12 protein-coding genes are annotated in these 13,933 nt (G+C 71.9%); 8 read left to right on the top strand and 4 right to left on the bottom strand.

What is annotated here, in order from left to right; translation table 11 throughout:
- The first annotated feature begins 201 nt into the window (after positions 1-201).
- The 8 genes from QE401_RS19460 to aat all read left to right on the top strand — a co-directional run bounded on the left by QE401_RS19460 (position 202) and on the right by aat (position 9,629).
- Positions 202-2,232 (top strand): BCCT family transporter, encoded by a 2,031-nt coding sequence (locus QE401_RS19460; RefSeq protein WP_307139753.1) that lies wholly within the window; start codon positions 202-204, stop codon positions 2,230-2,232.
- A gap of 128 nt (positions 2,233-2,360) precedes the next feature.
- Positions 2,361-2,696 carry a four-helix bundle copper-binding protein gene (locus QE401_RS19465; RefSeq protein ID WP_307139754.1) on the top strand — a complete coding sequence of 112 codons (336 nt, stop codon included), beginning with the start codon at positions 2,361-2,363 and terminating at the stop codon, positions 2,694-2,696.
- A 271-nt stretch (positions 2,697-2,967) separates the two neighbouring features.
- Positions 2,968-3,423: a type II 3-dehydroquinate dehydratase gene (gene aroQ / locus QE401_RS19470; protein WP_307139755.1), complete on the top strand. Its 456-nt coding sequence runs from the start codon at positions 2,968-2,970 to the stop codon at positions 3,421-3,423.
- A gap of 28 nt (positions 3,424-3,451) precedes the next feature.
- Positions 3,452-3,919: an acetyl-CoA carboxylase biotin carboxyl carrier protein gene (gene accB, locus QE401_RS19475; RefSeq protein ID WP_307139756.1), complete on the top strand. Its 468-nt coding sequence runs from the start codon at positions 3,452-3,454 to the stop codon at positions 3,917-3,919.
- Positions 3,920-3,925: 6 nt separating this feature from the next.
- Positions 3,926-5,269: an acetyl-CoA carboxylase biotin carboxylase subunit gene (gene accC, locus QE401_RS19480; protein WP_307139757.1), complete on the top strand. Its 1,344-nt coding sequence runs from the start codon at positions 3,926-3,928 to the stop codon at positions 5,267-5,269.
- Positions 5,270-5,513: 244 nt separating this feature from the next.
- A complete protein-coding gene (gene mprF / locus QE401_RS19485; RefSeq protein WP_307139758.1) occupies positions 5,514-8,162 on the top strand; it encodes a bifunctional lysylphosphatidylglycerol flippase/synthetase MprF in 2,649 nt (882 codons plus the stop codon).
- Between the two features lie 82 nt (positions 8,163-8,244).
- Positions 8,245-8,955, top strand: coding sequence for a virulence factor family protein (locus tag QE401_RS19490; protein ID WP_307139759.1), 711 nt, complete (start codon positions 8,245-8,247; stop codon positions 8,953-8,955).
- 8 nt (positions 8,956-8,963) lie between these two features.
- The gene (aat, locus tag QE401_RS19495; protein WP_307139760.1) at positions 8,964-9,629 is read left to right on the top strand and encodes a leucyl/phenylalanyl-tRNA--protein transferase; all 666 of its coding nucleotides are present in this window, start codon (positions 8,964-8,966) and stop codon (positions 9,627-9,629) included.
- On the opposite strand, the gene QE401_RS19500 is transcribed toward aat, so the two are convergent.
- From QE401_RS19500 to QE401_RS19515, 4 genes are all read right to left on the bottom strand, one after another.
- Entirely contained in the window at positions 9,626-10,096 is a 471-nt protein-coding gene (locus tag QE401_RS19500; RefSeq protein WP_307139761.1) for a hypothetical protein, read from the bottom strand. The two genes, aat and QE401_RS19500, sit on opposite strands and share 4 nt — an antisense overlap.
- A gap of 111 nt (positions 10,097-10,207) precedes the next feature.
- The gene (locus tag QE401_RS19505; protein ID WP_307140278.1) at positions 10,208-11,635 is read right to left on the bottom strand and encodes an alpha,alpha-trehalose-phosphate synthase (UDP-forming); all 1,428 of its coding nucleotides are present in this window, start codon (positions 11,633-11,635) and stop codon (positions 10,208-10,210) included.
- The gene (locus tag QE401_RS19510; RefSeq protein ID WP_307139762.1) at positions 11,623-13,440 is read right to left on the bottom strand and encodes a glycoside hydrolase family 15 protein; all 1,818 of its coding nucleotides are present in this window, start codon (positions 13,438-13,440) and stop codon (positions 11,623-11,625) included. Before QE401_RS19510 ends, QE401_RS19505 begins: the two co-directional genes overlap by 13 nt.
- Positions 13,437-13,910, bottom strand: a complete 474-nt coding sequence (locus tag QE401_RS19515) for a trehalose-phosphatase (RefSeq protein ID WP_307139763.1) — start codon at positions 13,908-13,910, stop codon at positions 13,437-13,439. Before QE401_RS19515 ends, QE401_RS19510 begins: the two co-directional genes overlap by 4 nt.
- Between the last annotated feature and the right edge of the window lie 23 nt (positions 13,911-13,933).

Below are 13,933 nucleotides of genomic sequence, written 5' to 3' on the forward strand. Positions count from 1 at the left end.
GGGCGGCGTTGCAACGCCACCGGGCCGCGCATCCGCCCGGCTGATTGCCGGGGCGCGGTCGGCATCCCCCTCGCCGCCCGCGCCCCGCGCGCTTCTGCCCGCGCGCCGCACTCTCCGCGCCGTCCCGCCGCGTCCCCTCCGGCCGCCGCCCCGGGGTCCCGCCGCCCCGAGGCCCGGCCCACCAGCCCAGGAAGCGCCGCCATGCCCGCCGCCCCGCCCGAACCGCCCCCGGCCCCGCCCGCCGCCGCGACACCCGCCGCGCCGCCGCCCGGCCCGGGCGCCGCGCCGGTCAACCGGCGGGTCTTCACCGCCTCGGCGCTGCTGACCCTGGCCTTCGTCGCCTTCGGCGCGCTGGCGCCGGATCTGGCGGGCCGCGCCTTCGGCGCCGCCCAGGCCTGGATCACCGCGGAGCTGGGCTGGTTCTACCTGCTGGCGGTCGCCGTCTTCCTGCTGTTCTCGGCGCTGCTGGCCTTCGGCGACAGCGGCCGCATCCGCCTTGGCCCCAACCATTCCGAGCCGGAATTCAGCTATCTCGCCTGGTTCGCCATGCTGTTCAGCGCCGGCATGGGCATCGGCCTGGTGTTCTTCGGCGTGGCCGAGCCGGTGACGCATTTCATGCTGCCGCCGGAGGGCGACCCGGCCAGCCTGGCCGCCGCCCGCGCCGCGCTGCAGCTGAGCTATTTCCACTGGGGCCTGCATGCCTGGGCGATCTATGCGGTGGTCGGCCTCAGCCTCGCCTATTTCAGCTTCCGCCACGGCCTGCCGCTGACCGTGCGCTCCGCCCTCTATCCGCTGATCGGCGAGCGCATCCGCGGCCCGATCGGCGATGCGGTGGATGTCTTCGCGGTGCTGGGCACGCTGTTCGGGGTGGCGACCTCGCTCGGCCTCGGCGCGCTGCAGGTCAATGCCGGCCTGTCGCATGTGATGGGTCTGCCGGTGGGCTTCACCGTGCAGGCGCTGCTGATCGCCGGCATCACCCTGCTGGCCACCCTCTCGGTCGCCTCGGGGCTGGAGCGCGGCATCAAGCTGCTGAGCAACCTCAACATCCTGATGGCGACGGCGCTGATGCTGTTCGTCTTCGTGGTCGGGCCCACCACCTTCCTGCTGCGCGGCTTCGTGCAGAATCTCGGCGGCTATATCGACCAGTTCGCGCTGCGCACCTTCAACATGTACGCCTATGACCCGAAGGAATGGCTGGGCGAGTGGACGCTGTTCTACTGGGGCTGGTGGATCGCCTGGTCGCCCTTCGTCGGCATGTTCATCGCCCGCATCTCGCGCGGGCGGACGATCCGCGAATTCGTCCTCGGCGTGCTGCTGGTGCCGGCCGGCTTCACCTTCGCCTGGATGACGGTGTTCGGCGACAGCGCGCTGTGGCTGCACCTCTCCGGCACCACCACCGCCGTGTCCGAGGTGGTCGGCCGCGACGTCACCCTGGCGCTCTTCGTCTTCCTGGAGCAGTTCCCGCTCTCGGCCATCTCCTCCTGGCTGGCCATGCTGCTGGTGGTGGTGTTCTTCGTCACCTCGGCCGACAGCGCGGCGCTGGTGGTCAGCACCATCACCGCCGGCGGCCGCGACGACGTGCCGCTCTGGCTCCGGGTGTTCTGGGCGGTGGGCTCGGGGCTGATCGCCATCGTGCTGCTGGCCTCGGGCGAGGGGCTGAAGGCGCTGCAGACGGCGGCCATCGCCAGCGCGCTGCCCTTCGCCGTGGTGATGCTGCTGATGGCCTATGGGCTGTGGCGCGCCCTGCAGCGGGAGGGGCTGCGCCAGGACGCGCTGGCGCAGAACCTGCCGCCGCGCCAGGGCCGCTCCTGGCAGCGCCAGCTGCAGGGCATCCTGGCGCATCCGAGCCGCGAGGCCGGGCTCGGCTTCATCGCCCACACCGCCACCCCGGCGCTGGAGGCGGTGGCGGAGGCGCTGCGCGGCCGTGGCCTGACCGCGGCGGTCGAGACGCGGGAGGACCGGCTGCGGCTGATCGCCATGCCCGGCGCGCCGGAGGAGTTCCGCTACGGCATCCGCCTGCGCCGCTACGCCATGCCGAGCTTCGCCTATTTCGAGAGCCGGCCCGAGCAGGAGCAGCGCGAGCATTACTGGCGCGCCGAGGTGTTCCTGGAGGATGGCAGCCAGGATTACGACGTGATGGATCTGACGCGGGAGGAGCTGATCCAGGACGTGCTCTCCCAGTATGAGCGGCACTTCCAGTACCTGCATGCCAGCCGGGCGCTGAAGCGCTGAAGCGCCGAAGCGCCGAAGCGCCGACTGGGCGGGCCGGGCCGGGGGCCGGGCCGAGGGAGCGGCGAGGGCGGGGTGCAACTGCCCCCCGCCGCCCCCTGTTCTGTGGGCACACGCCAAGGAGCCCCGCCATGTCCCATCTCTCCGCCGAGATGCGCGCCTGCATCGACAACTGCCTGGCCTGCTACGCCACCTGCCTCTCCAGCCTGTCCGGCCATTGCCTGGAGATGGGCGGGCGGCACACCGCCCCCGAGCATGTCCGGCTGATGCTGGCCTGCGCCGAGATCTGCCGTACCTCGGCGCATTTCATGCTGCTCGGCACCTCCCACCACCGGCACACCTGCGCCGAATGCGCCGAGATCTGCACCGAATGCGCCGCCGAATGCGAGGCCCTGGGCGGCATGGAGGAATGCGTCACCGCCTGCCGCCGCTGCGCCGAGAGCTGCACCGCCATGGCCAAGGCCTGAGGGCCGGGGCCCCGGGCCGGCCCCTCCGCCGGCCGGAAACGGCCAGGGGAGGCGCCCCCAGGGGCGGATCCCGGGGGTGGCCCCGGGACCAGGGCCGGCAGCGGGCCCGGCGGGCGGGCCAGGGCAGGGCGATCGCCGCCGGGCCGCCCCGCCCGCCAGCCCGGGAAACAAGGGGTTGCATCCTTCCCGCAAAAGCGCGAGAGGCCGATGCTTGCGGCGCGGAAACACCCCGTGCTAGGCGCCGCCGCACCGGACCGGACGGAAACCCCACGTGAACCCGCCGCTGATCTTCGTTTTGAACGGCCCCAACCTGAATCTGCTCGGCACCCGCCAGCCCGAGATCTACGGATCCGAGACGCTGGACGATATCGAGGCGCTCTGCGCCGAGACCGCCGATGCGCTCGACCTGGCGATCGATTTCCGCCAGACCAATGTCGAGGGCGAGCTGATCTCCTGGGTGCAGGAAGCGCGGAACATGGCGGCGGGCATCATCATCAACCCGGCCGGCTACAGCCACACCTCGATCGCGCTGATGGATGCCCTGCTGGCCTCCGACCTGCCGGTCGTCGAGGTGCATCTCAGCAACATCCATCGCCGGGAGTCCTTCCGGCACCTGTCCTATGTGTCGCGCGCGGCGCAGGGCGTCATCTGCGGCCTGGGGCCGCATGGCTATGCGCTGGCGCTGCGCGGCATCGCCGGCATCCTGGCCCAGGCGGACCAGGACTGAGCGGCGGGCAGGGTATCAGAGAGGTTCCATGAGCGGCATTTCCTTCACCCCGGATTCGATCCGGGCGCTGGCCCAGATCCTGCGCGAGACCGACCTGACGGAGATCGAGCTGGCCGATGGCGAGGCCCGGCTGCGCGTCACCCGCAGCGTGACCGTGGCGCCGACCGTGGTCGCCGCCGCCCCCGTGGCCGCGGCGCCCGCCGCCGCCCCGGTGGCGGCCGCCGCCCCGGCCCCCGCGGCGGCCGAGATCTCGGCCAGCACGCCGGGCGCCATCACCTCGCCGATGGTGGGCGTCGCCTACCTGGCCCCCGAGCCGGGTGCGGCCCCCTTCGTCACGCTGGGTGCCAAGGTGGCGGCCGGGCAGACCCTGCTGCTGATCGAGGCGATGAAGACCTTCAACCAGATCAAGGCGCCCAAGGCCGGCACCGTGACGCGGATCCTGGTCGAGAGCGGCTCGCCGGTCGAGTATGGCGAGCCCCTGCTGGTGGTCGAGTAAGACCCCATGTTCAGGAAGGTGCTGATCGCCAATCGCGGCGAGATCGCGCTGCGCGTCCACCGCGCCTGCCAGGAGATGGGCATCAGGACGGTGGCCGTGCACTCCACGGCGGACGCCACCGCCATGCATGTGCGCCTGGCGGATGAGAGCGTCTGCATCGGCCCGCCCGCCGCGCGCGACAGCTACCTGAACGTCGCCGCCATCCTCTCCGCCGCCAGCATCACCGGCGCCGAGGCGATCCATCCCGGCTATGGCTTCCTCTCGGAGAATGCCAATTTCGCCGAGATGGTGGAGGCGCATGGCTTCACCTTCATCGGCCCGACCGCCGAGCATATCCGCATGATGGGCGACAAGATCGCCGCCAAGCAGGCGATGATGTCGCTCGGCGTGCCGCTGGTCCCCGGCTCGGATGGCGAGCTGTCGAGCCTGGAGGAGGCGCGCGAGGTCGCCGACCGGATCAGGTATCCGGTGCTGATCAAGGCCGCCGCCGGCGGTGGCGGGCGCGGCATGAAGGTCGCCCATTCGGCGGAGGAGCTGGAGGAGGCCTGGCGCGTCGCCCGCACCGAGGCCAAGGCCGCCTTCGGCAATGACGCGGTCTATATGGAGAAATACCTGGACCGGCCGCGGCATATCGAGCTGCAGGTGATGGCCGACATGCATGGCAATGTCGTGCATTTCGGCGAGCGCGACTGCTCGCTGCAGCGCCGCCACCAGAAGCTGGTCGAGGAGGCGGGCTCCCCGGCCCTGACGCCGGCCGAGCGCGAGGCGATCGGCGCCCAGGTGACCCAGGGCCTGTCCAAGCTCGGCTACCGCAATGCCGGCACGCTGGAATTCCTATGGCAGGACGGCCAGTTCAGCTTCATCGAGATGAACACCCGCCTGCAGGTCGAGCATCCGGTGACCGAGATGGTCTGCGGCATCGACCTGGTGAAGGAGCAGCTGCGCGTCGCCGCCGGCGAGAAGCTCGGCTACACCCAGGCCGATGTGTCTTTCAGTGGCCATGCGATCGAGTGCCGGATCACCGCCGAGGACCCGGAGACCTTCGCCCCCTCGCCGGGGCGGGTGAACACCTTCCACGCCCCGGGCGGGCTGGGCGTGCGGGTCGATAGCGCGCTCTACTCCGGCTATTCGGTGCCGCCGCACTATGACAGCCTGGTGGCCAAGCTGGTGGTGCATGGCAAGACGCGGGCCGAGGCGATCGGCCGCATGCGCCGGGCGCTGTCGGAGATGGTGGTGGACGGCATCCGCACCACCCTGCCGCTGCACCAGCGCATCATGGACGACGCCCAGTTCCAGTCGGGCGACTACACCATCCACTGGCTCGAGCGCTTCGTCGGCCTGAAGGATTGAGACCGGGCGGGCGGCGCGGGGTGTTGCTCCGGGCCGCCCGCCGCTTCCGGCGCGCTCGCCCCCTTGGCCATCCGGCATGGCCTGGCCCGCGCCCCGTCGCGCCGGCCCGCCGCGCCGCTCGCCGGATCGTGGCAGGGCTGCCAACTTCTTTTCATCTTTTCGCTATCCAACCCAGGCAGCCTGACGGCGATCCCTGCCGTTTGTCATGACAGGACCGCCGGATTTTCGAGCTTCGGGAAGAGTGATGAACGGCCTCACCTCCGTGCCGCCCCCCTCCGCCGAAACGCTGCAGAGCCTGGCGCCGCCGGCCGATGCCGCCCGCCGCGCCCGTCGCTGGGCGATGCTGCGGCCCTGGCTGCTGCTGGGCGGCGGCGGCGTCATGGCCGCGCTGGCGCTGCTGGCGCTGCATGGCCTGTCGCATGAGCTCGACTACGCCACCGTCATGGCCGGGCTGTCGCAGCAGAGCCCCTGGACCATCCTGGCCGCGCTCGGCGCCACGGCGCTGAGCTTCCTGGCGATGACCGGCTACGACCTCTCGGCGCTGCGGCATGTGGCGCCGGGGGCGGTGCCGCGGCGCATCGCCATGCTGGCGGCCTTCTGCGGCTTCGCGCTCAGCAACACGGTGGGGGTGGGCGCCTTCACGGGGGCGGCGGTGCGCTGGCGCATCTATGCCGCGGCCGGGCTGAAGCCGGAGCGCATCACCCGGCTGCTGGTCTTCGTCACCGCCAGCTTCGTGCTGGGGCTGTTCGCGGTCGGCGCGCTCGGGCTGCTGGCCACCGCCGAATCGGTCGATGACTGGTCCGGCCTGCCGCCCGATTTGCTGCGCGGCATCGCCCTGGCCATCCTGGCCGGCATGGCCGCGCTGGCGGTGTGGGGAAGGCTGCGGCCGGGGCGGCTGCGGGTCCGTGGCATCGGCTTCCGGGTGCCACCGCTGAAGCTGGTGGCCTTCCAGGGGCTGGTCTCGCTGGTCGATATCGGCGCCGCCGCCACCGTGCTCTGGCTGCTGCTGCCGGATGGCGTGGTCGATCTGCCCTTCTTCATGGCGCTCTATGCGGTGGCGATCGCCATCGGCGCCGCCAGCCATCTGCCCGGCGGCATCGGCGTGTTCGAGGCGGTGGTGCTGCTGGCCTTCCAGAACACCGGTGTCAGCCTGGACCAGGTGGCCACCGCCCTGGTGCTGTACCGGCTGATCTATTTCGCCCTGCCGCTCTGCCTGGCGCTGCTGCTGCTGGCGGGGTTCGAGGCCAGCCGCCGCGCGCATCTGCTGCAGGGCGGCACCCGCGCGGTGCGGGCGGCGACGCGGCTGATGCCGCGCTTCCTCGGCGCCATGGCCTTCGCCGCCGGCGCCGCGCTGCTGCTGGGCGGCGTCACGCCCCCCTCGGGCGAGGTGCCGGGGCTGCTCGCCCCCGCCTTGCCGCTGCCGCTCTTCGAGGCCAGCCATCTGATCGCCAGCGTCGGCGGGCTGCTGCTGCTCTTCGTGGCGCATGGGCTGGTGCACCGGCTGGACGGCGCCTGGTGGCTGGCGCTCGCGCTCGCGCTGGGCGGCCTCGTGCTCAGCGTGGCGCGCGGCGGCGGCGAGCTGGAGCTCGGCCTGCTGGCGCTGCTGGCGGTCGCCCTGCTGGCCTCGCATGAGCGCTTCGACCGCCGCGCCCAGATGCTGGCGCCGAGCTTCACCCCCGGCTGGTGGCTGGCGGTGATCGGCGTGGTCGGGGCGGCCACCTGGCTGCTGTTCTTCGCGCATCGCGATGTCGAATATTCCCGCCAGCTCTGGTGGCAGTTCGAGCTGGACGCCTCCGCCCCGCGCGGCATGCGCACCACGCTCGGCATCGTGCTGGCGCTGTTCGCCGCCGGGCTCTGGGCGCTGCTGCGCCCGGCCCGCAGCACCGTCCACCCGCCGACGCCGGAGGAGCTGGCCCGCGCCACCGCCATCCTGGCCAGCCAGGACCGGGCGGATGCCAATCTCGTCCGCATGGGCGACAAGGCGCTGCTCTTCGCGCCCGAGGGCGATGCCTTCATCATGTATGGCCGGCGCGGCCGCTCCTGGATCGCGCTCTCCGACCCGGTGGGGCCGAAGGCGCGGCGGGTGGAGCTGGTCTGGCGCTTCGTCGAGATGGCGGACGCCCAGGGCGGGCGCGCCGCCTTCTACCAGGCGCGGCCGGAGAATCTGCCGCTCTACATCGATGCCGGGCTGCAGCCGCTGAAGCTGGGCGAGGCGGCGCGGGTGCCGCTGGCCGGCTTCAGCCTGACCGGCAAGTCGCGCCAGCCGCTGCGCAGCGCGCTGAACCGCGCCGAGCGCGAGGGGCTGCGCTTCGAGCTGGTCCCCCCTGACCAGGTGGCGCCCCTGCTCCCCGAACTGAAAAAAATCTCAGACGAATGGCTGGCGCAGCACCGGGCGCGGGAGAAGGCTTTTTCTCTCGGCTCCTTCGAGCCTGCCTATGTCGCCTCCCAGCCGGTGGCGGTGGTGCGCGGGCCAGAGGATGCGATCATCGCCTTCGCCACCGTCATGGACACGCCGGGCGCGCGCACCGACATGTCGATCGACCTGATGCGCCACCGCCCGGTCATGCCGCCCGGCACCATGGATTTCCTGTTCCTGAAGCTGATCCTGATGGCCAAGGAGCAGGGCTATGGCCATTTCGACCTGGGCATGGCGCCGCTTTCGGGCCTGGCCGCGCACCGGCTGGCGCCGGTCTGGTACCGCCTGGGCGGGCTGGTCTTCCGCCGCGGCGAGCGCTTCTACAATTTCCGCGGGCTGCGCGCCTTCAAGGAGAAGTTCGAGCCGGTCTGGGAGCCCCGCTATCTCTGCACCCCCGGCGGGCTGGACCCCTGGGTGGTGCTGGCCGATGTGGCGGCGCTGCAATCGGGCGGGCTGCGCGGGGTGATCGGCAAGTGAGCCGCCCCGCATCCGGCGGCGGGCTGCGCCGTTCCTGTCACCGCCGGCCCGGGGCGGGCGGCAGCGCTGAGAGAGGGTGTCCATGAAACGACGCGGTCTGCTGGCGGCCGGGGCCGCCCTTGGCGGCGGGCTGGTGCTGGCCCGCCCGGCGCTGGCGCAGCGCGACACCTCCACCTGGCTGGTCGAGATGGCGCCGCGCCAGAAGCGGGGCGATGTCTTCGCCATCATCCTCTCCGGCGATGGCGGCTGGCGCGACCTGGACCGGCAGATCGGCCGCCACATGCGCGACCGCGGCGTGCCGGTGCTGGGCTTCGACTGCCTGAACTGGTTCTGGCGCCGCCGCACGCCGGAGGAGGTGGCGGCCGAGCTGGACCGCGTCATCGCCCTCTATGCCAGCAAGTGGCAGGTCTCGCAGGTGGCGCTGATCGGCTATTCCTTCGGCGCCGATGTCATGCCCTTCGCCTGGAACCGCATGAAGCCGGAGAGCAAGGCCCGGGTGGTGCTGATCTCGCTGCTGGCCTTCGCCCGGGACGCGGCCTTCGAGATCAAGATCGGCGATTTCATCGGCCTGTCGCGGCCGAGCGCCCTGCCCACCGCGCCCGAGATCCCCGGCCTGCCGGCCGACAAGGTGCAATGCGTCTATGGGTCGGAGGAGGAGGCGGAGACCGCCTGCCTCGCCTTCCAGAACACGCCGGCGCAGATCATCCGCCTGCCGGGCGGCCACCATTTCGACGAGAACTACCCGGCCCTGGCCGAGCGCATCCTGGCGCGGATGCCCCGCCCGGCCCCATGATGGGCGGCATGTCGCGCCGCCCGCTGGAGATCACGCCCGAGCTGCTGTTGCGCGCCTATCGCGCCGGCCTGTTCCCGATGGCCGAATCGCGCGAGGGGCGCCGGCTCTACTGGCTGGACCCGGAGCTGCGCGGCATCCTGCCGCTGGAGGGCTTCCACCTGCCGCGCCGGCTGCTGCGCACCGTGCTCTCCGGCCCCTACCGGGTGACGGTCAACCAGGCCTTCGCCGCCACCATCGCCGGCTGCGCCGCCCCCGCCCCGGGACGCGAGGATTCCTGGATCAACCCGGAGATCGAGACGCTGTTCACCACGCTGCACCGCATGGGCCATGGCCATTCGGTGGAGAGCTGGGCGGGGGAGGAGCTGGTGGGCGGGCTGTATGGCGTGGCCCTCGGCGGCGCCTTCTTCGGCGAGAGCATGTTCAGCCGCGCCCGCGACGCCTCCAAGGTGGCGCTGGTGCATCTGGTGGCGCGGCTGCGGCTGGGCGGCTTCACCCTGCTCGACACCCAGTTCATCACCGGCCATCTGGAGCAGTTCGGCGCCTGCGAGATCCCGCGCGCCGCCTACAAGCAGCGCCTGGCCGAGGCGATGGCGATCGAGGCGGCCTTTCCGGCCGAGCCGGAGGGGCTGGAAGCGGCGATCCGCGCGCTGCGGCCGCCGGGCGGCGAGGGCTAGGCCCCGGCCGGGTTCCAGGGCTTCAGCACCGCGACCGGCGCTTCCGGCGCCGGCCAGAGCTGGATGAGGTAGTGGTCCTCCCCCTCCAGCCCGTCCTCGCTCAGCCGGTCCAGGCCGGAGGCCAGCAGGCGCAGCCGCAGCGGGCCGGGCGGCACGGCGAGCCTTGTGGCGTCGGGCCAGGAATCGGTGCAGCCGGCCAGCACCAGCATGCCGGCGGTGACCAGCGAGGCCTCGGCCGCCTGGTCGACCCCCGCCAGCGCCAGCGGCGGCGGCGTGTCATGCAGCTCGACGCGCACCGGGACATGGGTGTTGCGGGCAGTGGCGATGCCGATCTCGCCGGGCTGGGCGATCAGCCCGGCGGCCAGATCCGCATCGGTCCAGTGCCGCGCCTCGGTCTTCGCCGCTGCGTCGGCCAGGTAGAATTGGTGGTAATCGGCGAAAACCGGGCCGGCATGGAGCAGCTGCATGGCGGGGCTTTCCGGTCGCGGCCTGTGGGCGCCAGGGAACGGGCTCGGGGATCGGGGCCAGGGGAGGGCGAGGGGGGCCGGCCCCCGCCCTTTCCCTGGTCCCGCCCCGGCTCAGTTCCGGGTGGGCGCGGCCCAGAGCAGATCCTGCTCGGGCAGCGGCAGTTCCTCCAGCTCGGCCAGGAAGCTCTCGGCCCAGCGCGTCGCGGTCTGCTCCTCCAGCCCGCGCATCATGCTCTCCCAGCGCTCGCGGCGCTCGCCCAGCGGCATCTTCAGCGCCTGGTCCAGGCGCTCGGCGATGGCCTCGGCGTCCAGCGGGTTGACCAGCAGGGCGCCATCCATGTTCTCCGCCGCGCCGGCGAAGGAGGAGAGCACCAGCACGCCCGGATCCTCGGGGTCCTGCGCCGCCACATATTCCTTGGCGACCAGGTTCATGCCGTCGCGCAGCGGGGTGACCAGGCCGACCCGCGCGGCGCGGTAGAAGCCGGCCAGGGTGTCGCGCGCCACGGCGCGGGCCACATAGCGCACCGGCGTCCAGTCGAACTCGGCATAGTCGCCATTGATGCGGCCGGCCAGCGTGTCCAGCTCGCGGCGGAGGTTGCGGTAGCTGGCCACCTCGTTGCGGCTGCGGGCGGCGACCTGCAGATAGGTCACCTTGTTCAGATGCTCGGGGAATTTGGCCAGCAGGGCGGCGAAGCCGCGCATGCGGTGCGGCAGGCCCTTGGTGTAGTCCAGCCGCTCGGCGCCGACGATCAGCGAGCGGTCGCCCATGCTGGCGGCCAGGCGCTGGGTCTCCGGGCCATAGGCGGCCTTGCGGGCAAGCGTCGCGAAGCCGCGCGTGTCGATGCCGATCGGATGGGCGGAAAGCTGCGTGCGGCGCATCTGGCCAGCCACCTCGCCGCGGACGCCGCCGGTGGCGTCCGGGGTCAGGCCCAGCCCGTCCTGGAAGCAGTTGATCATGCCGCTGAGGTCGCGCTTGGTCTGCACGCCGACCAGGTCATAGGCCAGCAGGTCCCGCAGCAGCCGCTCGGCGTCGGGAAGCGCCGAGAGCACCGCCCAGGGCGGGAAGGGGATGTGCAGGAAGAAGCCGATGCGCTGCCTGGCGCCCAGCGCGCGCAGCTCGGCGGCCATCGGGATCAGCTGGTAGTCATGGATCCAGATGGTGTCCTCGGGGCCCAGCAGCGGCAGCAGCGCCTGGGCGAAATCCCGGTTCACCTTGCGGTAGGAGGCGGCCTCCTGCCGGTCATACTCCATCAGGCCGAGGCGGAAATGGAAGAGCGGCCAGAGGGTGTTGTTCGAGTAGCCGGCGTAGAAGCCCTTATGGTCTTCCTCGGTCAGGTCGATGGTGGCGTAGTCGATGCCGGCGGAGCGCACCCGGCGGGGTTCCAGCGAGGCATCCTTGCGGGTCTCGCCGCTCCAGCCGAACCACAGCCCGCCGCTGGCCTTCAGCGAATCCTTCAGCCCTACGGCCAGGCCGCCGGCCGAGGGTTCGCCGCGCCGCGGCACGGCGACGCGGTTGGAGACGACGACTACCCGCCCCACAGACCGTGCTCCCACGAACGGCTCAAACGCATCGCCGACAGAATCAGACCAACATGGGAGTAGGTCTGAGGAAAATTCCCCCAGAGCCGGTTCCGTGTCGGGTCCAAGTCCTCCGCCAACAAGCCCAGGTGATTCCGGCACGACAGGATGCTCCCGAACATGGCGCGCGCCTCCTCCGTCCGGCCGGCGGCCGCAAGCGCGTCCACATACCAGAACGAACAGACCAGGAAGGCGGTTTCAGGTTTCCCGAAATCGTCAGCCATGTCGTAGCGGTAGAGAAAGCCATTGTGCATCAGGCGCCGCCCGATCATGTCGAGCGTGCCGCGGAAGCGGGGGTCGGTGGCCGGCAGGAAGCCGATCTCGGGCAGCAGCAGCAGGGCGGCGTCCATGCCGTCGCTCTCGAAACTCTCGACGAAGCTGCCGAGATGCGGGCGGAAGGCCTTCTCGCAGATCACCGCATGCAGCTCGCGCGCCGCGCGGGCCCAGCGCTCGGCGCGGTCGGGCAGGCCGAGATGCCGGGCGATGCCGGCCAGACGCGCCATGCCGGCCCAGCACATGGCGGCCGAGAAGGTGTGGATGCGGGCCCGGCCGCGATATTCCCAGATGCCGGCATCGGGGGTGAGCGCGCGGGCCTCGGCCTGCTCGCCCAGCGTCTCCAGCAGGCGGAACAGCGGCTCGCCGGCCGGGCGCGGCAGGCGCTGGTCGAAGAACATCTGGGCGGCGGCCATGATGACCGAGCCATAGACGTCGTTCTGCACCTGGTCGGCCGCCTGGTTGCCGACGCGCACCGGCCCCATGCCGAGGAAGCCGGGCAGCGCCTCCTCGATCCGCTCCGGCATGGGCAGCGAGGGCACCAGCGGGTAGCAGGGCTTCAGCACCCCGCCCGGGGAGATCGCCACCACATTGGTCACGTAGCGGATGTATTCTTCCATGGTGCGGGTGGCGCCGAGGCGGTTCAGCGCCTGCACGGTGAACAGCGCGTCGCGCAGCCAGCAATAGCGGTAGTCCCAGTTGCGCTCGGTGTCCGGCGCCTCGGGGATCGAGGTGGTCAGCGCGGCCACCACCGCCCCCGTCTCCTCGAAGGTGCAGAGCTTGAGGGTGATGGCGGCGCGGATCACCGCATCCTGCCATTCGAAGGGCAGGTGCAGGCCGCGCGTCCAGTCCAGCCAATAGGCCTCGGTCTCGCGGATGAATTCCTGGCCGATGGCGTCCGCGCCCTCCGGCACCGTCTCGTCGGGGCCCAGGATGAGCGTCACCGGCTGGTCGAGCAGGAAGGGCGCCTCCTCGGCCAGGCAGGCCAGCGGCGCGTCGGTCGTCACCCGCAGCGCCGCATCCTCGGTGAAGTAGCGCAGATGGTTGGAGCCGGAGCGGCGCACCGGCCGGTCCTGCCCCCAATGGGCGCGCGGGCGGATGCGCAGGCGGATCAGCGGCTGGCCGGAGAGCGGCTCGATGCGGCGGACCAGCATGGGCGGGCGGAAGGGGCGGCCGAAGCGGCGGAAGCGCGGCGCCGCATCGGTGATGCGGATGCGGTTGCCCTTCTCGTCGATCAGCTCGGTCTCGAGGATGGCGGTGTTGCGGCGGTAGCTCTGGCGGGTCTCCACCATGCCCACCAGCTCGCATTCCATGAAGCCGTCCTGCGGCGCCTCGCCGCCGAGGAGCGCGGAGAAGACCGGGTCGCCATCGAAGCGCGGCCAGCAGAGCCAGGAGCAGCGGCCGGCGCGGTCGAACAGCCCGGCGATGATGCCATTGCCGACCGGGGCGAGGTCGAGCGGCTGGGGCCCGGCGGGCGGAAGCGGCGGCGTCATGCCGCCATCCGCCCGGCGATGCGCTCCAGCCAGTCATGCACCGCCGAGGGGCCGGGGAAATCCATCGGGATGCGGTAGCCGGTGCCGCCGAGCTCGGCGCAGGCATCGATGCCGAACTGGTCGGTGACGTCGTCGCCGATGAAGACCGGCTGGCGGCCGGCGAAGGGGGCGTGGCGCATCAGCCAGCGCACGGCGCTGCCCTTGTCGAGGCCCTTGGGCCGCAGCTCGGCCGCGGCATGGGCGGGCATCACCTGGAAGTCGCTGCCCTCGACCATGGCCTGCAGGAAGCCGGTGGCGGCCGGGCCCTTCTCCGGGTTGGCGCGGAAATGCAGCACGAAGCCGTATTGCTTGGGCTCGAAGAGCAGGCCCTCGGCCGCGGCGAAGGTCTGGGCGCGGTCGCGCCAGGCCTCGGGCGGGGTGGGCGGCGGCGGCCATGGGCGGGATCGCAGCGCCCGGCAGGCCAGAGGCATCGATGATGGTGCCATGCTCGGCG

It is taken from the genome of Pseudoroseomonas cervicalis, from assembly GCF_030818485.1.
In the GTDB taxonomy this organism is placed as follows: domain Bacteria; phylum Pseudomonadota; class Alphaproteobacteria; order Acetobacterales; family Acetobacteraceae; genus Pseudoroseomonas; species Pseudoroseomonas cervicalis_A.